This window comes from Enterobacter cloacae complex sp. ECL72, assembly GCF_019056635.1.
Taxonomy (GTDB): Bacteria; Pseudomonadota; Gammaproteobacteria; order Enterobacterales; family Enterobacteriaceae; genus Enterobacter; species Enterobacter hormaechei_C.
Map to the genome: position 1 here is coordinate 1,126,479 of NZ_CP077659.1, position 23,694 is coordinate 1,150,172.

Below are 23,694 nucleotides of genomic sequence, written 5' to 3' on the forward strand. Positions count from 1 at the left end.
TCTCAGGATATTTCGTGGAAACAAAACGTAACAGGTAGAGGTAATAGCGGGGTTGTGGTTTAAAGACGCTTACTTCTGACTGACGAAAACTGACATTGCAGGATAAAATAATGGCCAGCATTTGCTGGCCATTAATGATTTGGTCGGTTAGAAACTTGCGTTACGCGGTGTGCGTGGGAACGGAATCACATCACGTACGTTCTGAACACCTGTTACGTAAGCAATCAGACGTTCGAAGCCCAGGCCAAAGCCGGAGTGTGGAACGGTGCCGTAGCGACGGAGATCGCGATACCAGCTGTAGTCCGCCGGGTTAAGGCCCATCTCCTGCATACGCGCGTCCAGCACATCCAGGCGCTCTTCACGCTGGGAGCCACCGATGATCTCACCGATGCCCGGCGCGAGGACATCCATCGCGGCAACGGTTTTACCGTCTTCGTTAAGGCGCATATAGAACGCCTTAATGTCTTTCGGATAGTTTTTCACCACAACCGGTGCTTTAAAGTGCTTCTCTGCCAGATAACGTTCGTGCTCGGAGGAGAGATCCACGCCCCAGTAAACCGGGTTTTCGAATTTCTCACCGCATTTTTCCAGGATTGCGACCGCGTCGGTGTAATCCACCTGCGCGAAGTCTGCGGAGACGAAGCGCTCAAGACGGGCGATGGCGTCGTTATCGACACGCTCAGCGAAGAATTTCATGTCGTCTGCGCGCTCTTCGAGAACGGCTTTAAACACGTATTTCAGCATCGCTTCTGCCAGGGCTGCCGCGTCATTCAGATCGGCAAAGGCCACTTCCGGCTCCAGCATCCAGAATTCCGCCAGGTGACGGCTGGTGTTGGAGTTTTCCGCACGGAAGGTTGGGCCGAAGGTATAGATCTTAGACAGCGCACAGGCGTAGGTTTCACCGTTGAGCTGGCCGGAAACCGTCAGGAAGGCTTCTTTACCAAAGAAGTCTTTGTCGTAATCGACTTTACCTTCCGGCGTACGCGGCAGGTTTTCCATATCCAGCGTTGAAACGCGGAACATTTCACCTGCGCCTTCGGTATCGGAAGCCGTGATCAGCGGAGTAGAAACCCAGAAGTAACCCTGCTCGTCAAAGAAACGATGCAGCGCCTGCGCCAGCGTATGACGCACGCGGGCAACCGCACCAATCAGGTTGGTGCGCGGACGCAGGTGCGCGACTTCACGCAGATATTCGATGCTGTGACGCTTTGCAGCCATCGGGTAGGTGTCAGGATCTTCAACCCAGCCGGTCACTTCCACCGAGGTCGCCTGAATTTCGTAGCTCTGACCCTGGCCCGGAGAGGCCACCACAACACCGGTGACGATCACGGAACAGCCGGTTGTCAGGTGCAGAACGTCATCATTGTAATTGGGCAGAGAATTATTAATGACGGCCTGTACAGGATCAAAGCAGGAACCGTCATAGACGGCGAGGAAGGAGATGCCAGCTTTAGAATCTCGGCGAGTACGCACCCATCCGCGCACGGTGACCTCCTGGTCAACGGCGACACGGCCCTGGAGTACGTCGGCTACAGGCACAACGCTCATAATATTCTCTCTGTTAATAGTCGGAAAAAATAAACACTTGTCCGCCCTTATAGGGGGGATATCTATGTTACCTGCCATCCGCTATCAGACAAGTAAATTTCACCGTCTTAAGAGAAGAAATAAGAAATTAATAAGAGAAGGGGAGCCATGAAGGCTCCCCCGAAGCCGTTAGCTGGCTTTTTTAACCTGAGGCAGATCGAAGGCTTTACGTAATGCGCGGACAAACGCTTTGTCATGGCAGATGGTTTTGCCCGGACTGTCGGAGAGCTTCGCGACCGGCTTACCGTTACATTCCACCAGTTTTATGACGATGTTCAGCGGTTTCACCTGAGGAATATCACAGGTTAACCGCGTACCAATCCCGAAACTCAGGTTCACCCGCGATGAGAAATGACGATAAAGGTCGACGGCTTTCGCCAGGTCAAGGTTATCGGAGAAGACCAGCACCTTACTCATGGGGTCGATGCCCAGTTTTTCGTAATGGGCGATGGCTTTCTCACCCCATTCAACCGGGTCCCCGGAATCATGGCGCAAACCCTGGTAGCGTTCGGCAAACTCAGGGCCAAAGTCGCGCAGGAACGCGTCCATGGTAATGCAGTCGGTAAGGGCAATACCCAGCCGATCCGGGTATTCCTCTAGCCACGCGGCGAGGGCGGCGCGCTGGCTGTTGGCAAGGTCAGGGCTGATCTGCTGGTGCGCCTGGAACCATTCGTGTGCCTGGGTGCCCATAGGCGTTAAATCAAGGCGACGTGCCAGATCGTAGTTACTGGTGCCAACGAACCACGGCTCCTGTTGCAGACGTCTGACAATGGCTTCCTGAACCTCGCGAGAGAAGCGGCGGCGCGTGCCAAAGTCCATCAGACGGAATCGGGACATATCCAGCCCTTCGGTCAGTCTGGAAAACTCAACGAGTTTATTCTCCAGAGCGGCAACCGCCTGCGTCACACCGGTTTCAGGGGAGCGATAGCGGTGGGCCAGCTCGCTGATTACGGCCAGAAGCGGCACTTCCCACATGATCACCTCACGCCACGGGCCGGTCAGACGAATGTCCAGCTTGCCGTTATCATTGGTGACGGTGACCTGTTCCGGGTTATAGCGGAACTCACGCAGCCAGTTCAGATAATCCGCTTTAAAGAAAGGCAGGCCTGAAAGCCACTGATATTCGTCATCGGTGAGCGCCAGATGCTGCATGGCCTCGACCTGTTCACGAATGGAATCTGCGTAGATACCCAGCAAGTCGTCACCCCGGCAGCGAAATTCCGCCGCAACATGGACATCATGATAGTGGTGAAACACGGCTTGCTGCATATGCAGCTTGTACGCGTCGGTATCCAGCAACGTATGCAGAACCGGAGAAGCGAATTGAGTCATAGGTGCGCTGTAGCATCCTCTCACGGGAGCGTTTAGTACAATAAACAACTCCGGAGTATACCCTGTTTAGTGATTTATTGAACCCCGATCACAACATAAGCACACTTTATGGTCGAGAGCATTTCGTGCCCCGTGTTATAAAAATGTAGCTAAAAAGGGCGTTGTGCCTGAAAAGATGAACATTCTGCATAGCGCGTTTTACACAACAGGAATATATTGAATCGTTACTCGACAAACGATGCATAAGGTTTTCTATGACACAACAGCCACAAGCTAAATACCGCCACGACTATCGTGCGCCGGAATACCTGATAAGCGATATCGATCTGACTTTCGACCTGGATGCCACAAAAACCGTGGTGACGGCGATAAGCCAGGTGACGCGCCAGAGCGCGACTGCCGTGCCGCTGCGTCTGGATGGTGAAGACCTGACGTTGGTTTCCCTGCATATTAACGATGAAGCCTGGTCAGACTATAAAGAAGAAGGCAACCAGCTGGTCATCGACAACCTGCCGGAACGCTTTACCCTGCGCATCGTGAATGAAATTAGCCCTGCCGCCAATACCGCGCTGGAAGGACTTTACCAGTCAGGCGTAGCCCTGTGTACCCAGTGTGAAGCCGAAGGTTTCCGCCACATTACCTGGTATCTGGATCGCCCGGACGTCCTGGCGCGCTTTACCACCAAAATTATTGCCGACAAAACGCTGTACCCGTACCTGCTTTCCAACGGCAACCGGATTGCTGAAGGGGAACTGGAGAATGGCCGTCACTGGGTACAGTGGCAGGATCCGTTCCCGAAACCCTGCTATCTGTTTGCGCTGGTGGCGGGAGATTTCGATGTCCTGCGCGACACCTTTAAAACGCGCTCTGGCCGTGAAGTCGCGCTGGAGCTGTTCGTGGACCGTGGCAACCTTGACCGCGCACCGTGGGCAATGACCTCCCTCATCAACTCCATGAAGTGGGATGAAACGCGCTTTGGCCTCGAATATGACCTCGACATCTATATGATCGTTGCGGTCGATTTCTTCAACATGGGCGCGATGGAGAATAAAGGCCTTAACATCTTTAACTCTAAATACGTGCTGGCGCGTACCGATACCGCCACGGATAAAGATTACCTCGATATCGAACGCGTTATCGGCCACGAATATTTCCATAACTGGACCGGGAACCGCGTCACCTGTCGCGACTGGTTCCAGCTGAGCCTGAAAGAGGGCTTAACCGTCTTCCGCGATCAGGAGTTCAGCTCCGATCTGGGATCGCGGGCGGTGAACCGCATCAACAACGTGCGCACCATGCGTGGTCTGCAATTTGCAGAAGATGCCAGCCCAATGGCGCACCCGATCCGCCCGGATAAAGTCATTGAGATGAATAACTTCTACACCCTGACGGTGTATGAAAAAGGCGCTGAAATTATCCGTATGATCCACACCCTGCTGGGTGAAGAGAATTTCCAGAAAGGGATGCAGCTTTACTTTGAGCGTCACGACGGCAGTGCGGCCACCTGCGACGATTTTGTTCAGGCGATGGAAGACGCCTCTAACGTCGATCTGTCTCATTTCCGCCGCTGGTACAGCCAGGCCGGTACGCCGATTGTGACGGTCAAAGACGACTACAACCCGGAAACCGAGCAGTACACGCTGACCATCAGCCAGCGCACGCCGCCAACGGCCGAGCAGGAAGAGAAACATCCGCTGCACATTCCATTCAGCGTTGAGCTGTACGACAACGAAGGCAACGTGATCCCGTTACAGAAGGGCGGCCACCCGGTGCATAACGTGCTGAACGTGACCCAGGCAGAGCAGACCTTTATCTTCGATAACGTCTATTTCCAGCCCGTTCCTGCCCTGCTGTGCGAATTCTCCGCGCCGGTGAAACTCGAATATAAGTGGAGCGATCAGCAGCTGACGTTCCTGATGCGTCACGCGCGCAACGATTTCTCGCGCTGGGATGCGGCACAAAGCCTGCTGGCGACCTACATCAAGCTGAACGTCAACCGTTACCAGCAGGGCCAGCCGCTGACGCTGCCGGTTCATGTGGCAGACGCGTTCCGTGCCATCCTGCTGGATGAGAACATTGACCCGGCGCTGGCGGCTGAAATTTTGACGCTGCCGTCTGCGACTGAAATCGCCGAGCTGTTTGACATCATCGACCCGATTGCCATCGTCGCCGTGCGTGAAGCGCTGACCCGCACGCTGGCGACCGAACTGGCAGATGAGTTCCTCGCCATTTACAACGCCAACAAGCTGGACGCGTATCGGGTGGAACATGCGGATATCGGTAAACGTTCCCTGCGCAATACCTGCCTGCGCTATCTGGCGTTTGGTGAGGCAGAGCTGGCGAACACGCTGGTCAGCAAGCAGTACCACGAAGCCGATAACATGACGGATGCCCTGGCCGCGCTGGCCGCAAGCGTTGCCGCCGAGCTACCGTGCCGCGATGCGCTGATGCAGGAGTACGACGACAAGTGGCATCAGGATGGTCTGGTGATGGACAAGTGGTTCATCCTTCAGGCCACCAGCCCGGCAGCCGATGTACTCAGCAAAGTACGCAGCCTGCTGAAGCACCGTTCGTTCACCATGAGCAACCCGAACCGCGTCCGCTCTCTGATTGGTGCCTTCGCCAGCAGCAACCCGGCCGCGTTCCATGCCGAAGACGGCAGCGGTTATCAGTTCATGGTTGAAATGCTGACCGAGCTTAACAGCCGTAACCCGCAGGTGGCGTCTCGTCTGATTGAGCCGCTGATCCGCCTGAAACGTTACGATGCGCAGCGTCAGGCGAAAATGCGCGCCGCGCTTGAGCAGCTGAAAGGGCTGGACAATCTGTCTGGCGATCTGTACGAGAAGATTGCTAAGGCGCTGGCCTGATGTAAAAAAGCCCGGTGGCGCTACGCTTACCGGGCCTACGTGGGGTCGCGGGGCATCGGTTTTCTCCCTCTCCCTGTGGGAGAGGGCCGGGGTGAGGGCATCAGGCATTAGCCTTTATCCGCTGAATCTCCGCTTCCCCACGTTTCATCACCCGATCCAGTACTTCGGCTTCCAGCTCCGCCAGTCTGGCCGATCCCACGCGGCGAGGACGTGGAATATCTACCGTCAGATCCAGACCAATTTTGCCCTCTTCTATTAACAGCACCCTGTCTGCCATTGCCACGGCTTCACTGACATCATGCGTCACCAGCAGTACCGTAAAGCCGTGCGTCTGCCAGAGGGTTTCAATCAGATCCTGCATCTCGATCCGCGTCAGGGCATCAAGCGCGCCGAGCGGTTCATCAAGCAGCAACAGGCCGGGACGGTGAATCAGCGCGCGAGCCAGCGCTACGCGCTGCTTTTGTCCACCCGACAGGGCCGCAGGCCACTCTCCCGCGCGATTCTCCAGCCCTACCGCAGCGAGTGCCTGCCGGGCGTCCTCCCGCCAGCTGCCCTTCAGGCCCAGCCCGACGTTATCCATCACCGTTTTCCACGGCAGCAGACGCGCGTCCTGAAACATCATGCGCGTATCATCCTGAATCGTGGCCAGCGGCGTAGTGCCTGCCAGAATGTCACCGCTGTTTGGCGCTTCCAGCCCGGCTAAAAGACGCAGCAGGGTACTCTTGCCGCCACCGCTGCGGCCGACAACGGCCACAAACTGTCCGGCAGGAATATGCAGATCCAGTGCATTCAGAATGGTGTTGTCGCCGTAGCGTTTGGTCACGCCGTTCAGCAGTAACGGTGTTCCCTGGTTCAGTCGTGCAGTATTCATGCTTTCGCCTCCTGAGCGGTGTAGGCCGGGTTCCAGCGCAGCCAGCTACGTTCCAGCCACTGGGCGCTGACGTCCGCAAGTTTGCCGAGCAGGGCATAAAGGATAATGGCAACCACCACCACGTCCGTTTGCAGGAACTCGCGGGCGTTCATCGCCAGATAACCAATGCCGGAGTTAGCCGAAATGGTTTCCGCCACGATCAGGGTTAGCCACATCAGGCCGAGCGCAAAACGCACCCCAACCATAATGGAGGGCAGGGCGCCCGGCAGGATCACATGGGTAAACAGGGCAAAACCTGACAGGCCATAGCTGCGGGCCATCTCCACCAGACCGCGATCGATATTACGGATCCCATGCCAGGTATTGATATAAATCGGGAATAACGTTCCCAGCGCCACGAGGAAAATTTTGGCGCTCTCATCAATGCCAAACCACAGGATAACCAGCGGAATAAGCGCCAGATGCGGCACGTTGCGCAGCATCTGAACGGAGGTATCCAGCAGCCGCTCACCCCAGCGTGACAGGCCGCTGATCAGCCCCAGCGTCAGGCCGATGCTTCCGCCAATCGAAAAGCCAATTACCGCGCGCCAGGAGCTGATGGCAAGATGTTGCCACAGCTCACCGCTGGCGCTTAGCGACCAGAACGCTTCCACAACGCCCTCCGGAGAGGGCAAAATGCGGCTCGACAGCCAGCCAGTTGAAGACGCCAGTTGCCAGACGAGGACAATGCCGACGGGCAGAAACCACGGCGCGGCGCGCAGCAGCCATTTTTGTGCGGTTGCAGACATGGTGGCTCCTTAGCTTTGCGCGACTTTTCTCGGGATAAACGCGTTCGCCACGGCTTCGCCCTGCAACTGAAGCTGACGTGGCTGCGGAATTTCCGGGATAGCGACATCCAGATGCGGGAACAGCAGTTCACCCACCTTGTACGCCTCCTCCAGATGTGGGTAGCCAGACAGGATAAAGCTGTCGATCCCCAGCGCCGCGTATTCATTAATGCGTGCCGCTACGGTTGGACCGTCGCCGACCAGTGCCGTGCCGGCACCGCCGCGCACCAGACCTACCCCGGCCCACAGGTTCGGGCTGATCTCAAGATTTTCACGCTTGCCGTTGTGCAGGGAAGCCATCCGATGCTGGCCCACGGAGTCGGTTTTGGCAAACGCCGCCTGTGCTTTAGCGATAGTGTCGTCGTCCAGATGAGCGATCAGACGGTCGGCGGCTTGCCAGGCCTCGTCGTTGGTTTCACGTACGATCACGTGCAGGCGAATACCAAAGCGTACCGTACGGCCATGTTCTGCGGCTTTAGCGCGTACCTGAGCAATTTTCTCTTTCACCAGCTCCGGTGGCTCGCCCCAGGTCAGATAGAGATCGACCTGCTCAGCCGCCAGCTCCTGCGCCACGTCCGACGATCCGCCGAAATAGAGGGGAGGGCGCGGCTGCTGTACCGGCGGGAAGTAGAGCTGTGCATCGCGAACGTGGATATGTTTCCCTTCGAAGGTGACGGTTTCCCCTTCCAGCAGACGTCGCCAGACGCGGGTGAACTCTGCGGAGGCTTCATAGCGCTCGGTATGATCGAGGAAGACGCCATCGCCCGCCAGCTCCTGCGGATCGCTGCCCGTCACCAGGTTGAACAGCGCACGGCCGTTGGAAAGCCTGTCCAGCGTTGCCGCCTGACGCGCCGCGACGGTTGGCGACACCACGCTCGGGCGCAAGGCTACCAGGAATTTCAGGCGCTGGGTGACGGGGATCATTGACGCGGCAACCAGCCACGCATCCTCACACGAGCGGCCCGTCGGGATCAGTACCCCGGTAAAACCGATGCGGTCTGCCGCCTGGGCGATCTGCTGTAGATAGCCGTGATCGACCGGGCGGGCGCCTTCTTCTGTGCCAAGATAGTGTCCATCACCGTGGGTGGGTAAAAACCAGAAAAGATTCAGACTCATGATTTTTTTCCTTCAATGCCAGCGGGTTGCCAGATGCGTTCGCGAATATTCACCTGCTTTGGAACCAGGCGGTTTTGATAAAAGAGGTCTGCCGTTTGCTGCTGGAGAGCGGCAACGTGGGCGTCAACCGGTGCTATGGTGGTGGGAGGACGGTGGTCAAGATAAGTGGCGATCACCGGTTCAGGCAGGCCCATGGTTTTTGCCAGCAGCGTGATGCTCTGCTGACGCTGGCTTTGGGTCAGCGCATCGGCCTGAGAGAAGGTATCCAGCACCTGCTGAATAAATGCGCCATTTTTCTCAGCGTAAGGACGTGCCGCCAGGTAGAACGAACCGGTCTGCTTCAGGGTGGTGCCGTCTTTCAGCACCCGCACACCGCCCTGCAACAGTGCGGCGGAGTAGTACGGATCCCAGATAGCCCAGGCATCAACATTTTTTTGCTGAAACGCCGCGCGCGCATCGGCAGGCGTCAGGTAAACGGGCTGGATATCGGTGAATTTTAGGCCGGCCTCCTGCAACGCGCGCAGCAGAAGGTTGTGCGAGCTTGAACCTTTCTGGAAAGCAACCTTATGGCCTTTGAGGTCGGCGACGCTTTTGATCTCGCTGTTTTCCGGCACCAAAATAACCTCTGCCTTCGGCTTGGCGGGCTCAACGCCAACGTAAACCAGATCCGCCCCGGCAGCCTGCGCAAAGATTGGCGGGATATCGCCGGTGCTGCCTAAATCAATACTCCCGACGTTCAGCGCCTCCAGCATCTGTGGTCCGGCAGGGAACTCGACCCATGAGAATTTGGTCTCCGGGAAACGCTTCTCAAGCAACGCATGGCTTTTCGCCAGCACCATGCTGACGCTGCCTTTCTGATAACCGATACGCAGGCTCTCCGGCGCTTTCTCCGCCGCCTGAGCCAGCGACGCCACTGCCAGCAGACCTGCCAGCCCGATACGGGTAACTGTTTTAAACATGCGCCACTCCTTGTGATTGATGAAATGCTGCCGCGTGGCGATCCCGACGGTTCAGGGCGTGCCAGAAGGTGTCGAGCGCACTGTCGAGGCGCGTTTGCAGATTCGGCGTGAAATGGGGTTTATGCTGGTAGTCGATTACCTGTGAGTCGTCAGCGAAGACGCCATGCAGGATCTCCTGCGCTTTCAGCGCGTTCAGAACCGGCTTGAGGGCATAATCCACCGCCAGTAAATGGGCTACCGTACCGCCTGTGGCCAGCGGCAGGACGACCTTACCGTCCAGCGCGCGTTCGGGCAGCAGATCGAGCAGCGTTTTCAGTGCGCCGGAAAAAGAGGCTTTATAAATCGGTGTCGCGACGACCAGCCCGTCAGCACTCTTAAGTTGTTCGATCAGGGTTTTCAGCGCCGGGCTGTCGAAACGGGCGTAGAGCAGATCTTCAGGCGCGAAATTGTGCAAATTCCAGTGACACACTTCGACATCCAGAGCATTAAGCTTTTCGCGAGCGTATTCCAGCAGTGCGCTGGAGCGAGAGGGGAAGCGGGGGCTTCCGGCCAGGGTAATGACGCGCATGGTTGCTCCTTATAACTAATTGTTTGCTTTTATCTAACATTCATAACAATTTTCAGGAGTGTGACATTGCGTGGTTATTCCACTAAATGATTTATCCTCAGGATGAATGCAGAAAAATGCATAAGAAGCGAACCGATAAGTAAACGATTGCGTTTTACGTGGCTTTTTTTGCCACAGGTCAATTCCCTTTCCGGGCGGAATCGCACATAATCCCCTCCCGGTTTGCACACCGGGAATCCAGGAGAGTTCATGTACTACCCCTTCGTTCGTAAAGCCCTTTTCCAGCTCGATCCTGAGCGCGCTCATGAATTTACATTTCAGCAGTTACGCCGTATTACAGGAACGCCTCTGGCCGCGCTGGTGCGTCAAAACGTGCCGGAAAAACCAGTTCAGTGCATGGGCCTGACTTTCAAAAATCCACTGGGCCTGGCGGCCGGTCTGGACAAAAATGGCGAATGCATTGATGCACTCGGTGCGATGGGCTTTGGCTCGATCGAAATCGGGACGGTGACGCCGCGTCCGCAGCCGGGAAATGACAAGCCACGTCTGTTTCGCCTGGTTGAAGCCGAGGGGCTGATCAACCGCATGGGCTTTAATAACCTTGGCGTCGATCATCTGGTTGAGAACGTTAAGAAAGCCCATTTTGATGGCGTGCTGGGTATTAATATTGGCAAAAATAAAGACACGCCGGTCGAGCAGGGTAAAGATGACTATCTGATTTGTATGGAAAAAGTCTATGCCTATGCCGGTTATATTGCGGTGAATATATCTTCGCCTAACACCCCAGGGCTGCGTTCATTACAATATGGCGAAGCGCTCGACGATCTTCTTAGCGCCATTAAAAATAAACAAACGGCGCTACAGGCGATCCACCATAAATATGTTCCGGTCGCGGTTAAGATCGCCCCGGATCTTTCGGCAGAAGAATTGATCCAGGTTGCCGACAGTTTAGTTCGCCATAATATTGATGGTGTGATTGCAACCAATACAACACTCGATCGCTCTCTCGTTCAGGGAATGAAAAACTGTGACGAAGCGGGTGGATTAAGTGGCCGTCCGGTACAATTAAAAAGCACCGAAATTATTCGCGCACTCTCCGCAGAATTAAAAGGTCAGCTGCCGATTATTGGCGTGGGTGGCATTGACTCTGTCATCGCTGCACGTGAGAAGATGGCGGCAGGTGCATCGCTGGTGCAAATTTATTCCGGCTTTATTTTTAAAGGGCCGCCGCTGATTAAAGAAATCGTCACGCATATCTAATCTTTTCTCTTAATCAGACAACCAGGGCTTTATTTCCAGCCCTGGTTGTTTTATATTCCGTCATTGTTGCTTATTTAAACATTATAGTCTTTTATTACTAGTGTTATAAGCGAAGCGGCAAACAGGACATTTTTAGTACAGGACGTTTAGGGGACGGGAGAGAAACATGCGAATTAAACCTGACGATAACTGGCGCTGGTATTTTTGTGACGAGCATGACCGTATGATGCTCGACTTAGCCAATGGCATGTTGTTTCGCTCTCGTTTTGCGCGCCGAATGTTAACGCCAGACGCGTTTGCTCCCTCAGGCTTTTGCGTTGACGACGCTGCACTCTATTTCTCTTTTGAAGAAAAATGCCGCGAGTTCGATCTCTCCAAAGAACAGCGCGCTGAACTGGTACTAAATGCGCTGGTGGCGATCCGTTTCCTGAAACCTCAAATGCCGAAAAGCTGGCATTTTCTCGCCCACGGCATGTGCTGGACCCCGGCTATCGGCGATGCGGCGAGCGTCAATCTGAGCGATACCGAAGAAGAGGTGAATTTGCTGGTGGTTGAACCCGGTGAAAACGCTGCGCTCTGTTTGCTGGCCCAACCCGGCGTGACCATTGCCGGGCGAGTTATGCAGTTAGGTGATGCCATCAAAGTGATGAATGACAGGCTGAAGCCACAGCTGCGCGTTGATTCCTTCAGCCTTGAACAGGCAGTTTAAGCTTCCAGCTGTACGGATGTTTTCGGGACACAGCTACAGCACAGGATCGTGCCGTCACTGCCAATCGCAGATTTCTTCAGGGCACTTACTTCACCATCGACCAGTTTAATGCGACAGCATCCGCAAATCCCCGCGCGACAGGAATACGGTACGCGGATACCTGCCTGTTCCAGCTGTTCCAGTAGCACCTGCTGATTGTTACCACGGATAACTTTGCCTTCCCAGTGAATATCCACCGCGGAAGCGACGTTGGTGACAACGTCAACCATCTCTTCTTCCTGACCTGCGCCGTACACCCTGGCAGGCCCGCGGGTGAGAATTTCGACCTCGTCGCCCACGCGGATCACGCCGCTGGAGCGGGGGATCAGGTTCTGGCCGAAGTCGACATCGCCGTTATCCTGCGCGGTACGAAATGACTGCAAGGTTTTCAGCGGTTCGCCGGAAGGGTGTTTCTGGCCTTTCTCCGGGCTGACGGTGGTAAAAATACAGCGGCTGCACGGCTTCACGACATCAAAAATAACGCTGCCGATGCGGATCACTTTCCAAGTATCTTCATCCCAGGCATTCGCTCCGGTCACCACCAGATTCGGGCGAAATTGCTCCATCTGCACGCTGGCTTTGCAACGGTTTTGTAAATCACGCAGCGAGGCCTCGCTGGTCAGAAGGAAGGGAAAACCATCCGCGAAGGAGAGAGGAACCGCATCGTGGCGCTTCACGCGACGGGTCAGCGCAGGCCCAACCCAGCGCAGCTGAACGTCACGGGAGAAAAAGCCGCTCAGCCACTGGTTAATGTTATCCGGCGCGATACGCGCGGTAAAATGATTGCCCCACACTTCCGTTGGCGCATCAAGCGGCGCAAAATCAGCAAAGCGGATCACGACGCTTGAACCGTCCGGCGCAGTCAAATGCAGCCCGTCATGAAGCGGGGAAGGGGTAAAGCGAACCATCTGCGGGAACTGACGTGCGGTGATAAACGTACCGTCAGGCTCGGTGACCATAAAAATACGATCGAAGGCGAATCCGCTCATATCGGCCAGCGCGTGAGAGACGCCGATGCCGCGCATGGATTTCACCGGATGAATAAAAAGCCTGGATAACGTCGCCACTGCACACTCCCGCTAAAGAAAATAAGCCTTCAACTTTATGACATACACGCCATATTAGCTATAATGCGCGACAATTTTCTATGAGTAAAAGTGACGATATGAATTCTCTGTTTGCCAGTACGGCCCGTGGGCTGGAAGAGCTGTTAAAAACTGAACTGGAAGCCCTGGGCGCGAAAGAGTGCCGGGTGGTTCAGGGTGGTGTCCATTTTGAGGGCGACACGCGGCTTATTTACCAGAGCCTGATGTGGAGCCGTCTGGCGTCGCGCATCATGCTGCCGATGAAAGAGTGCAAGGTCTACAGCGATCTTGATCTCTACACCGGCGTACAGATGATCGACTGGACAGAGATCTTCACCCCGGACGCTACCTTTGCGGTGCATTTCAACGGCGTCAACGATGAGATCCGCAACAGCCAGTATGGTGCCCTGCGCGTTAAGGATGCCATTGTGGACTGCTTCACGCGTCGCAATAAAGAACGTCCGAACGTTGACCGTGAAAACCCGGATCTGCGTATCAACGTCTGGCTGAACGGCGATACGGCCAGTATTTCTCTGGATCTGAGTGGCGCAGGCCTGCATCTGCGCGGCTATCGCGATCGCACCGGGATGGCGCCGATCAAAGAAACGCTGGCTGCCGCTATCGTGATGCGCTCCGGATGGCAGCCAGGTACGCCGCTGCTCGATCCGATGTGCGGTTCCGGTACGCTGCTGATTGAAGCCGCGATGCTGGCCACCGACCGTGCGCCAGGGCTGCACCGCGGCCACTGGGGCTTCAAAGGCTGGGCGCAGCACGATGAAGCCATCTGGAAAGAGGTCAAAGACGATGCGCAGACCCGCGCCCGTAAAGGGCTGGCGGAGTACACCTCTCACTTTTACGGTTCGGACAGCGACGCACGGGTGATTGAACGCGCGCGCAGCAACGCCCGTCGTGCCGGTATCGGCGAGCTGGTGACCTTCGAGGTGAAGGACGTGGCGAACCTGACCAATCCTCTGCCAAAAGGCCAGTACGGTACGGTGATCAGCAACCCGCCGTATGGTGAGCGTCTGGACAGCGAGCCGGCGCTGATTGCACTGCACAGCCTGCTGGGCCGCAACATGAAAGCGCATTTCGGCGGCTGGAACCTCTCCCTGTTTAGCGCCTCGCCGGAGCTGCTGAGCTGCCTGCAATTGCGTGCCGATCGCCAGTTCAAAGCGAAAAACGGCCCGCTGGACTGCGTGCAGAAAAACTACCATCTGGCAGAGGTAGCGGCGGATAGCAAACCGTCAGGCGTGGCGGAAGATTACGCCAACCGCCTGCGCAAAAACCTGAAGAAATTTGAGAAGTGGGCGAAGCAAGAAGGCATCGAATGTTATCGCCTGTACGACGCTGACCTGCCCGAGTACAACGTGGCGGTTGACCGCTATGCGGACTGGGTGGTGGTTCAGGAATACGCCCCGCCGAAAACTATCGATGCGCAAAAAGCGCGTCAGCGTATGCTGGATGTGATTGCGGCCACCATCGCCGTACTTGGCATTTCGCCAAACAAGCTGGTGCTGAAAACCCGTGAGCGTCAGAAAGGTAAAAATCAGTATCAGAAGATGGGCGAGAAAGGCGACTTCCTCGAAGTGGGCGAATATAACGCGCGCCTGTGGGTTAACCTGACCGACTACCTTGATACCGGCCTGTTCCTCGATCACCGTATCGCCCGCCGCATGCTGGGCCAGATGAGCAAGGGGAAAGACTTCCTGAACCTGTTCTCCTATACCGGCAGCGCCAGCGTTCATGCGGGGCTTGGCGGCGCGCGTAGCACCACCACGGTAGATATGTCCCGGACTTATCTGGAGTGGGCAGAGCGCAACCTGCGTCTTAACGGCTTAACCGGCCGTCAGCATCGCCTGTTACAGGCCGACGTGCTGGGCTGGCTGCGCGATACCGACGAGCAGTTTGACCTGATCTTTATCGATCCGCCGACCTTCTCTAACTCCAAGCGTATGGAGGATAGCTTTGATGTTCAACGCGATCACCTGCGCCTGATGACTGACCTGAAGCGTCTGCTGCGTAAAGGCGGCACCATTATGTTCTCGAATAACAAGCGCGGATTCCGCATGGATCACGACGGCCTGGCCGAACTGGGACTGAAAGCACAAGAAATCAGCCAAAAAACGCTGTCTCAGGACTTTGCCCGTAACCGTCAAATCCACAACTGCTGGCTGATCTCCGCGGTCTGAAAGGAAAAATAAATGTCTTTAATTAGTATGCACGGCGCGTGGCTCTCTTTCAGCGACTCACCGCTTCTCGATAATGCAGAGCTGCATATCGAAGATAACGAGCGCGTCTGTCTGGTGGGCCGTAACGGCGCAGGTAAATCGACGCTGATGAAAATCCTCAACCGTGAGCAGGGGCTGGATGACGGCCGTATTGTTTACGAGCAGGATCTGATCGTCTCTCGTCTGCAACAGGATCCGCCGCGTAACGTCACCGGCAGCGTGTACGATTTTGTGGCCGAAGGGATTTCAGAGCAGGCGGAATACCTCAAGCGTTACCACGAGATTTCGCATCTGGTGATGACGGACCCGAGCGACAAGAATCTCAACGAGCTGGCAAAAGTGCAGGAGATGCTCGATCACCACGGTCTGTGGCAGTTGGAAAACCGCATTAATGAAGTGCTGGCCCAGCTTGGCCTGGAAGCGGATATGGAGCTGTCGGCGCTCTCCGGCGGCTGGCTGCGTAAAGCGGCGCTGGGTCGTGCCCTGGTGAGCGGGCCTAAGGTGCTGCTGCTGGACGAACCGACGAACCACCTGGATATCGAAGCGATTGACTGGCTGGAAGGGTTCCTGAAAACCTTTAACGGTACCATTATCTTCATCTCCCACGACCGTTCGTTCATCCGCAACATGGCTACGCGCATTGTCGATCTCGATCGCGGCAAGCTGGTGACCTATCCGGGCGATTACGATACCTATCTGCTGGAGAAAGAAGAAAACCTGCGCGTGGAAGAGCTGCAAAACGCCGAGTTCGACCGCAAGCTGGCCCAGGAAGAGGTATGGATCCGTCAGGGCATTAAAGCGCGTCGTACCCGTAACGAAGGCCGCGTTCGCGCCCTGAAGGCGATGCGCCGCGAACGTAGCGAACGCCGCGAAGTCATGGGTAGCGCCAAAATGCAGGTGGAAGAGGCGTCCCGCTCGGGCAAGATTGTCTTCGAAATGGAGAACGTGAATTATTCGGTTGACGGCAAAGTGCTGGTGAACGATTTCTCCGCTCAGGTTCAGCGCGGCGACAAAATTGCGCTGATCGGCCCGAACGGGTGCGGTAAAACCACACTGCTGAAACTGATGCTCGGTCAGCTCCAGGCCGACAGCGGTCGTATCCACTGCGGTACCAAACTGGAAGTGGCGTACTTCGACCAGCACCGCGCCGAGCTGGATCCAGACCGTACGGTGATGGATAACCTCGCCGAGGGTAAACAGGAGGTCATGGTTAATGGCAAGCCGCGTCACGTGCTGGGCTACCTTCAGGACTTCCTGTTCCACCCGAAACGCGCTATGACGCCGGTGCGCGCGCTGTCCGGGGGAGAACGTAACCGTCTTTTGCTGGCGCGTCTGTTCCTGAAACCCAGTAACTTATTGATTCTCGATGAACCGACTAACGATCTGGATGTCGAAACGCTGGAACTGCTGGAAGAGTTAATTGATGGTTATCAGGGAACCGTAATGCTGGTCAGCCACGATCGTCAGTTTGTCGATAACACCGTGACCGAGTGCTGGATCTTCGAAGGCAAAGGGCGCATCGGGCAATATGTGGGCGGCTATCATGACGCGCGTGGACAGCAATCGCAGTCGCTGGCGCAAAAACAGGCGAAGACCAAAAATGTCGCTGAACCTGTTGTTGCAAAGGCAGAAACTGTCAAAAAGTCTCCTGCTAAAATGAGTTATAACTTGCAGCGCGAGCTGGAAGGGCTGCCGCAGCGTCTGGAAGAGCTGGAAGCTGCACTGGAAGCACTGCAAATCCAGGTCGCTGATGCGTCATTCTTTACGCAGCCTCACGACTATACTCAGAAAGTATTGGCTGAACTCTCCCAGGCTGAACAGGCGCTGGAAGAGGCATTTGAGCGCTGGGAGTACCTTGAGTCTCTGAAAAACGGCGCATAAACAGGGATAATCTATGTGTGACCAGCACCATGCCGATCGGCATATATTATGCTCGCAATGCGATATGCTCGTGGCGTTGCCAGAGCTTGGTCACGGACATAAGGCTGCCTGCCCGCGCTGCGGCGCTGCGCTGACGACCGAGTGGGACGCGCCAAGGCAGCGTCCTACGGCTTATGCGCTGGCAGCCTTATTCATGTTACTGCTCTCCAATCTCTTCCCTTTCATCTATATGAAAGTGGGCGGGATGACCAGCCAGGTGGATTTACTGGAAATACCAGGCGTGATGTTCTCGGAAGATTACGCCAGCCTTGGCACCTTCTTTCTTCTTTTCGTGCAGATCGTCCCGGCTTTTTGCCTGGTCGTCATTCTGCTGCTGGTCAACCGCGTCAGGATGCCCACTGTCCTTAAAATCAAACTCGCGCGGATCCTGTTCCAGTTGAAAAGCTGGGGGATGGCGGAAATTTTTCTCGCGGGTATCCTGGTCAGTTTCGTGAAGCTGATGGCCTACGGCGATGTGGGGATTGGCAGCAGCTTTATTCCGTGGTGTCTGTACTGCGTGCTACAACTGCGCGCGTTCCAGTGCGTGGACCGACGCTGGGCCTGGGACGATATTGCCCCGGCGCCTACGCTCTCGCAGACGGTAAAGGTGGGCGTACCGGGTATCCGTCAGGGGCTTCGCTCCTGCTCGTGCTGCACCGCCGTGCTGCCCGCGGATGTCGAGGTGTGCCCGCGCTGTGAAACAAAAGGTCACGTCCGGCGTAAAAATAGCCTGCAATGGACCATGGCGCTGCTGGTGACCTCTGTCATGCTCTATCTGCCCGCCAATATCTTGCCGATCATGATCACCGATCTGCTCGGCGACAGAATGCCCTCGACCATACTGGCCGGGGTGATTTTGCTGTGGAGTGAGGGGTCTTACCCTGTAGCAGGCGTCATATTCCTCGCCAGTATTATGGTTCCGACCTTAAAGATGATTGCCATTGCCTGGCTTTGCTGGGATGCAAAAGGGCACGGTAAGCGAGACAGCGAGCGTATGCATCTGATTTATGAGGTCGTGGAATTTGTTGGCCGCTGGTCGATGATTGACGTGTTCGTGATTGCGGTTCTCTCAGCGCTGGTGCGTATGGGGGGGCTGATGAGTATTTATCCCGCTATGGGGGCGCTGATGTTTGCGTTGGTCGTCATTATGACCATGTTTGCGGCCATGACCTTCGACCCTCGTTTATCGTGGGATCGTGAGCCCGATTCAAGCCATGAGGAAGAGTAAGAGCATGGAAAATAAGAGTGGAGAGGCTAAAGTGCAGAAGGTCAGAAACTGGTCGCCGGTGTGGATTTTCCCCATCGTGACCGCGCTGATCGGTGCATGGATCCTGTTTTATCATTACAGCCATCAGGGACCGGAAGTCACGCTAATTACCACCAATGCAGAGGGGATTGAGGGCGGAAAAACCACCATCAAGAGCCGCAGCGTGGATGTGGGTGTCGTGGAAAGCGCGACCCTGACGGATGATTTAACCCATGTTGAAATCAAGGCCCGCCTGAATGCCGGCATGGAAAAACTGCTCCATGAAGATTCTGTTTTTTGGGTAGTGAAACCGCAGGTCGGAAGAGAAGGGATCAGCGGCTTAGGGACGCTATTGTCAGGGGCCTACATCGAACTCCAGCCCGGCAACAAAGGCGCCCAGCCAGCAAACTATCAGCTGCTGGATTCACCGCCGCTTGCGCCACCGGATGCAAAAGGGATCCGCGTTATTCTGGACAGCAAAAAAGCGGGCCAGCTCTCGCCGGGCGATCCGGTGCTGTTCCGTGGGTATCGCGTCGGTTCGGTTGAAACAAGCACCTTCGATCCGCAAAAACGGACCATCAGCTATCAGCTTTTTATCAATGCGCCTAATGACCGCCTGGTGACCAGCAACGTTCGCTTCTGGAAAGACAGCGGGATCGCGGTGGATCTGACCTCTGCGGGGATGCGCGTTGAGATGGGTTCACTCACCACGCTGTTTGGTGGGGGCGTCAGTTTTGATGTGCCGGAAGGTATAGATCTGGGACAACCGGTGGCGGAGAAAACCGCCTTCAGGCTGTTTGACGATCAAAAAAGCATTCAGGATGCGCTCTATACCGATCACATCGACTACCTGATGTTCTTTAAGGACTCTGTACGCGGCTTGCAGCCTGGGGCGCCAGTTGAGTTCCGCGGTATCCGTCTGGGGACCGTGGGACAAGTGCCTTACTTTGTTCCGGGACTCAAGCAGATGCTTGATGATGATTATCGTATTCCGGTGCTGATCCGCATTGAGCCTGAGCGTTTGATTAACCAGATAGGCGAGGACCAGGATATTGGGGAGCATATCAGCGATCTGATGAATCGCGGTCTGCGTGGCTCGCTGAAAACTGGCAACCTGGTCACAGGGGCGTTATATGTCGATATGGACTTCTATCCAAAAGCGCCACCAATGACGGGGATCCGTGAATTTGGCGGCTACAAAATCATTCCTACGGTCAGCAGTGGCCTGGCGCAGATCCAACAGCGCCTGATGGAAACACTGGATAAGATCAACAATCTGCCGCTGAATCCAATGCTTGAGGCCGCGACGGGATCACTGCATCAGAGCCAGGCGACGATGCAACGTCTGCAAACCACGCTGGATAATATCAACAAGATCACCGCCAACCAGTCCATGCAGCAGCTGCCGCAGGATATGCAGAAAACGTTGCGCGAACTGAATCGCAGTATGCAGGGCTTCCAGCCGGGCTCAGCGGCTTACAACAAGATGGTGGCGGATATGCAACGTCTTGATCAGGTTTTACGCGAGCTACAGCCCGTTCTGAAAACGCTCAATGAAAAGAGCAACGCGCTGGTGTTTGAAGCGAAAGACAAAAAGGATCCTGAGCCTAAGAGGGCGAAACAATGAAAAAATGGCTAATCATCGCAGGCGCACTGGTATTAACGGCCTGTAGCTCTGGAAGCGATAACAAAAGCTACTACCAGTTGCCGTTAAGCGCGCAATCCGGTGCGCAGAGTAGCAGCTCGCAGGGCAGCCGTCTGCTGTGGGTTGAACAGGTTGCCGTGCCAGATTATCTGGCGGGCAACGGGGTGGTCTACCAGACCAGCGATGTGCAGTACGTTATCGCCAACAATAACCTGTGGGCCAGCCCGCTGGATCAGCAGCTACGCAATACGCTGGTGGCGAATCTGAGCAGCCAGCTCCCTGGTTGGGTAGTCGCCTCGCAGCCTCTGGGAAGCGATCAGGATACCCTGAATGTTAACGTGACGGGATTCCATGGCCGCTATGATGGTGCGGTTGTTATCAGCGGGGAGTGGCTCTTGAATCATCAGGGCCAGCTGATTAAGCGTCCTTTCCATCTGGAACTGAAGCAGCAGAAAGATGGCTATGACGAAATGGTGAAAGTGCTTGCGCAGGGGTGGGCACAGGAGTCGGCTGCTATCGCAAGAGAGATTTCCCGGCTGCCATAAGTAAAATTCATCGACGAAAGCCGCACTCAGCTTCTTGCTGATTGCGGCTTTTTTTTCGTTTTATGTTCAGTTTGTTACTTGTCCCGCGTCACATTTTTTGTACAAACGATCTTCCATGTAGCTCACAAATATGACACCCGTATGAATTTTGAACGTTGACGCTGACGCCGATTCGGGGTATTCGTTAACTGTGCTTGCACATATTGCAATCACTGTTTTCTTTCCACCAGACAAAAAAATGAGGGAAACGAGGCATGAAGAGACAGAAACGAGATCGCCTGGAAAGGGCTCATCAACGTGGTTATCAGGCTGGCATCGCCGGACGTTCAAAAGAAATGTGTCCCTATCAGGCCCTGAATCAAAGGTCCCAATGGCTAGGGGGCTGGCGAGAAGCCATCGGAGACAGGGCAGTACTTGCTTGATACCGTCTCTTTAAAAAGAAACCTCCGCAATGCGGAGGTTTCGCCTTTCTGGAAGGGGCTAAATGCCGTTATCAGAAAGCGGAGGTATCCTGGAACAGACCCACTTTCAGGTCGTTCGCAGTATAGATAAGACGACCATCTACCAGCACTTCACCGTCCGCCAGGCCCATAATCAGGCGGCGGTTAACGATGCGTTTGAAATGGATACGGTAGGTGACTTTCTTCGCGGTAGGCAGAACCTGACCGGTGAATTTCACTTCGCCTACGCCCAGCGCACGGCCTTTACCTTCACCGCCAAGCCAGCCCAGATAGAAGCCAACCAGCTGCCACATGGCATCGAGGCCCAGGCAGCCAGGCATTACCGGATCGCCAATAAAGTGGCAACCGAAGAACCACAGGTCCGGGTTGATATCGAGTTCTGCTTCTACGTAACCCTTATCAAAGTTGCCGCCGGTTTCGGTCATTTTCACGACACGGTCCATCATCAGCATATTTGGGGCCGGTAACTGCGGGCCTTTCGCACCAAACAGTTCACCGCGACCAGAGGCAAGAAGGTCTTCTTTAGTATAGGATTCGCGTTTATCTACCATGTTCTCAGTAAGCCTTATTTTAGTGAAGGACGCAGGATAGCTAACACGTGTACGCTGAACAAGTCCGATCAGTTAGCACTAAACCAACTTAACCAGCGTAACGGCCACGGATAACGATGACGAGCATCCTGCTGTGTCGCCTGAGCTATACGTTCCTGAATGGTCTGCATCAGGGTTGTCTGGCCTTCGCCGTCCCAGACCAGGTTTGTCAGTAAGGGTAGAGCATCCTCAACCCCTTCGATGGCCCAGACGGCGAATTGTTCCTGCTCTACCGCATCCAGAATCGCCTGGCTCAGGCTCAAATGGCGAGCGTTAGGCGCCGGAATAATCACGCCCTGTTTGCCGTTTAAACCGCGCTGCTGGCAGATAGCAAAGAAGCCTTCGATTTTCTCATTCAGTCCACCCACCGGTTGAGCACGACCAAACTGATCTACGGAACCGGTAATCGCAATATTCTGATTAATCGGTACGTCTGCAAGCGCGCTGATCACGGCGCACAGCTCTGCCATCGAGGCGCTGTCGCCGTCGACTTCACTGTAGGACTGCTCAAAGGTCAACGAGGCAGAGAAGGGGATCTGCTGCTCCAGCTGAAGTTCAGACATCAGGAATGCCTGCATGATCATCATGCCTTTGGCATGAATGTTTCCGCCCAGTTCGGCCTTGCGTTCGATATCGGTAAATTCGCCGTCACCAATGTGCACGACACAGCTGATACGGGAAGGCTCGCCAAAGGCGCGCGGGTGTCCGGGGAACTCGATGACGGACAAGGCGTTGATTTGCCCGATACGTTCGCCTTCGGTCTCCACCAGAATCTGTTCCAGCAGAATTTCATCCTGCATACGGTCAGCAAGATAACCTTCACGCCATTCACGCTGGGCCAGCATCTGGCTAAGCTGCTCACCAGTAAACGGACCGTTGCCGCTGATAACGCCCACTTCACGCAGCTGTTTACCGATCCAGAGCGGGCAGAGCGGCAGGGTTTCCTGATCGCCAGTGTAGCGTACGGCCTCGCGGATTAAGCCCGGCCACGCATCCTCGGCAGGCGAGGGCAGCGCGAAACGTTCCGCCACGGCCATAACCCACTGACACCACTGCGCCATGTCATCGGCATCGGCGATCTGAATATTGTCTTCAAATTCACTGTAAACCGCCTGCTCCGCGAGTTCTGGCTCCATTTCCTGGAAATCAGCCAGAGATTCACGGTCACCCGTCAGCACGACGGTCAGCGACAGCGGCATAGACGGAATGGAAACAGGCAGCGGACGTGAATCGTCGTAGCCTATCCAGTCAAAACGTTGCTGCATCACCACCGTTTTCAGGCGCATCCACAGCAGAGGCTGTGCGAGCAGGGTGCGAAGGGAGATGAGCAACACACCACCGTTCGCGCGGTGTACCAGACCGGGTTGCAGTGACACATCGCCATTGAACTGACGAAGGCAGCCGAACAGCTGTTCTGCTTCCACCCAGTTGGCGGTGATCACTTCGCCTTTTGCAGCGAATTGTCCGTCTGCCTGCGTGGCAGGTTCGAAGGTCACGTCACGTCCGGCAATATGGTACTGACCACCAAAAACGGCATTCGTTTTTGGATGCAACTGGCGCATGGCATCACCGAGAAGCGTCAGATACTCGGCTTCTTCCGGGGCTTTGAGCAGCATAAAAGGAGATGTAGCCCATGGGGATGACATCTGCTCCAGCGCGTAATGCAAACGCGGTTGTGTATCGCTAAGTATGAATTCGTGTTCTTTTGTGAGGTCTGGCTGTGCAAACAGCTCCTGATAGCTCTCGGTATCCGGAACCAGGTCACGCCATGCAAGTTTCGTAATGGTCAAAGTTGATGTTTTTTAGTCAGAAGTAAAACCGTGGAGTATACCGTAAGCG

General features: G+C 55.4%; 19 protein-coding genes. 9 read left to right on the forward strand and 10 right to left on the reverse strand.

Annotated features, from left to right (window positions below; all coding sequences use genetic code 11):
• Positions 1 to 147: 147 nt before the first annotated feature.
• Both asnS and pncB read right to left on the reverse strand, forming a co-directional pair.
• The gene (asnS, locus tag KTH07_RS05245) at positions 148 to 1,548 is read right to left on the reverse strand and encodes an asparagine--tRNA ligase (RefSeq protein ID WP_015570955.1); all 1,401 of its coding nucleotides are present in this window, start codon (positions 1,546 to 1,548) and stop codon (positions 148 to 150) included.
• A gap of 168 nt (positions 1,549 to 1,716) precedes the next feature.
• A complete protein-coding gene (gene pncB, locus KTH07_RS05250) occupies positions 1,717 to 2,919 on the reverse strand; it encodes a nicotinate phosphoribosyltransferase (protein ID WP_015570954.1) in 1,203 nt (400 codons plus the stop codon).
• Positions 2,920 to 3,173: 254 nt separating this feature from the next.
• Here pncB and pepN point away from each other — a divergent pair, with 254 nt between their 5' ends.
• Entirely contained in the window at positions 3,174 to 5,786 is a 2,613-nt protein-coding gene (gene pepN, locus KTH07_RS05255) for an aminopeptidase N (RefSeq protein WP_023296264.1), read from the forward strand.
• Positions 5,787 to 5,886: 100 nt separating this feature from the next.
• Here pepN and ssuB read toward each other — a convergent pair whose 3' ends face one another.
• From ssuB to ssuE, 5 genes are read right to left on the reverse strand one after another with little or no spacing between them, the layout of a single operon-like run.
• Positions 5,887 to 6,657, reverse strand: coding sequence for an aliphatic sulfonates ABC transporter ATP-binding protein (ssuB, locus tag KTH07_RS05260; protein ID WP_015570909.1), 771 nt, complete (start codon positions 6,655 to 6,657; stop codon positions 5,887 to 5,889).
• Positions 6,654 to 7,445 carry an aliphatic sulfonate ABC transporter permease SsuC gene (gene ssuC / locus KTH07_RS05265; RefSeq protein ID WP_003858185.1) on the reverse strand — a complete coding sequence of 264 codons (792 nt, stop codon included), beginning with the start codon at positions 7,443 to 7,445 and terminating at the stop codon, positions 6,654 to 6,656. The genes ssuB and ssuC overlap by 4 nt, the downstream gene beginning before the upstream one ends.
• Positions 7,446 to 7,454: 9 nt before the next feature.
• The gene (ssuD, locus tag KTH07_RS05270; RefSeq protein ID WP_017384817.1) at positions 7,455 to 8,600 is read right to left on the reverse strand and encodes an FMNH2-dependent alkanesulfonate monooxygenase; all 1,146 of its coding nucleotides are present in this window, start codon (positions 8,598 to 8,600) and stop codon (positions 7,455 to 7,457) included.
• Positions 8,597 to 9,559, reverse strand: a complete 963-nt coding sequence (locus tag KTH07_RS05275; RefSeq protein WP_023303399.1) for a sulfonate ABC transporter substrate-binding protein — start codon at positions 9,557 to 9,559, stop codon at positions 8,597 to 8,599. The genes ssuD and KTH07_RS05275 overlap by 4 nt, the downstream gene beginning before the upstream one ends.
• Positions 9,552 to 10,127, reverse strand: coding sequence for an NADPH-dependent FMN reductase (gene ssuE, locus KTH07_RS05280; RefSeq protein WP_023296267.1), 576 nt, complete (start codon positions 10,125 to 10,127; stop codon positions 9,552 to 9,554). The genes KTH07_RS05275 and ssuE overlap by 8 nt, the downstream gene beginning before the upstream one ends.
• Before the next feature lie 249 nt (positions 10,128 to 10,376).
• Here ssuE and pyrD point away from each other — a divergent pair, with 249 nt between their 5' ends.
• The gene (gene pyrD / locus KTH07_RS05285) at positions 10,377 to 11,387 is read left to right on the forward strand and encodes a quinone-dependent dihydroorotate dehydrogenase (protein ID WP_015570907.1); all 1,011 of its coding nucleotides are present in this window, start codon (positions 10,377 to 10,379) and stop codon (positions 11,385 to 11,387) included.
• 166 nt (positions 11,388 to 11,553) lie between these two features.
• A complete protein-coding gene (zapC, locus tag KTH07_RS05290; protein WP_015570906.1) occupies positions 11,554 to 12,096 on the forward strand; it encodes a cell division protein ZapC in 543 nt (180 codons plus the stop codon).
• Here the strand turns inward: zapC and KTH07_RS05295 are convergent.
• Positions 12,093 to 13,202, reverse strand: a complete 1,110-nt coding sequence (locus tag KTH07_RS05295; protein WP_017384813.1) for a YcbX family protein — start codon at positions 13,200 to 13,202, stop codon at positions 12,093 to 12,095. The genes zapC and KTH07_RS05295 overlap by 4 nt on opposite strands.
• Before the next feature lie 98 nt (positions 13,203 to 13,300).
• Here KTH07_RS05295 and rlmKL point away from each other — a divergent pair, with 98 nt between their 5' ends.
• The 6 genes from rlmKL to rmf all read left to right on the forward strand — a co-directional run bounded on the left by rlmKL (position 13,301) and on the right by rmf (position 21,226).
• The gene (rlmKL, locus tag KTH07_RS05300; RefSeq protein ID WP_063161999.1) at positions 13,301 to 15,409 is read left to right on the forward strand and encodes a bifunctional 23S rRNA (guanine(2069)-N(7))-methyltransferase RlmK/23S rRNA (guanine(2445)-N(2))-methyltransferase RlmL; all 2,109 of its coding nucleotides are present in this window, start codon (positions 13,301 to 13,303) and stop codon (positions 15,407 to 15,409) included.
• Positions 15,410 to 15,421: 12 nt separating this feature from the next.
• On the forward strand, positions 15,422 to 17,329 hold the full coding sequence (locus KTH07_RS05305) for an ABC transporter ATP-binding protein (RefSeq protein WP_023296269.1): 1,908 nt from the start codon (positions 15,422 to 15,424) through the stop codon (positions 17,327 to 17,329).
• 13 nt (positions 17,330 to 17,342) lie between these two features.
• On the forward strand, positions 17,343 to 18,596 hold the full coding sequence (pqiA, locus tag KTH07_RS05310; RefSeq protein WP_023303400.1) for a membrane integrity-associated transporter subunit PqiA: 1,254 nt from the start codon (positions 17,343 to 17,345) through the stop codon (positions 18,594 to 18,596).
• Between the two features lie 4 nt (positions 18,597 to 18,600).
• Positions 18,601 to 20,241, forward strand: coding sequence for an intermembrane transport protein PqiB (pqiB, locus tag KTH07_RS05315; RefSeq protein ID WP_015570901.1), 1,641 nt, complete (start codon positions 18,601 to 18,603; stop codon positions 20,239 to 20,241).
• Complete coding sequence (pqiC, locus tag KTH07_RS05320) at positions 20,238 to 20,804, forward strand: membrane integrity-associated transporter subunit PqiC (protein WP_015570900.1); 567 nt, start codon at positions 20,238 to 20,240, stop codon at positions 20,802 to 20,804. The genes pqiB and pqiC overlap by 4 nt, the downstream gene beginning before the upstream one ends.
• A gap of 254 nt (positions 20,805 to 21,058) precedes the next feature.
• A complete protein-coding gene (gene rmf, locus KTH07_RS05325; protein WP_003858162.1) occupies positions 21,059 to 21,226 on the forward strand; it encodes a ribosome modulation factor in 168 nt (55 codons plus the stop codon).
• A 71-nt stretch (positions 21,227 to 21,297) separates the two neighbouring features.
• Here rmf and fabA read toward each other — a convergent pair whose 3' ends face one another.
• Positions 21,298 to 21,816, reverse strand: coding sequence for a bifunctional 3-hydroxydecanoyl-ACP dehydratase/trans-2-decenoyl-ACP isomerase (gene fabA, locus KTH07_RS05330; protein WP_000227926.1), 519 nt, complete (start codon positions 21,814 to 21,816; stop codon positions 21,298 to 21,300).
• A 68-nt stretch (positions 21,817 to 21,884) separates the two neighbouring features.
• The gene (locus tag KTH07_RS05335) at positions 21,885 to 23,645 is read right to left on the reverse strand and encodes a Lon protease family protein (RefSeq protein WP_017384808.1); all 1,761 of its coding nucleotides are present in this window, start codon (positions 23,643 to 23,645) and stop codon (positions 21,885 to 21,887) included.
• Between the last annotated feature and the right edge of the window lie 49 nt (positions 23,646 to 23,694).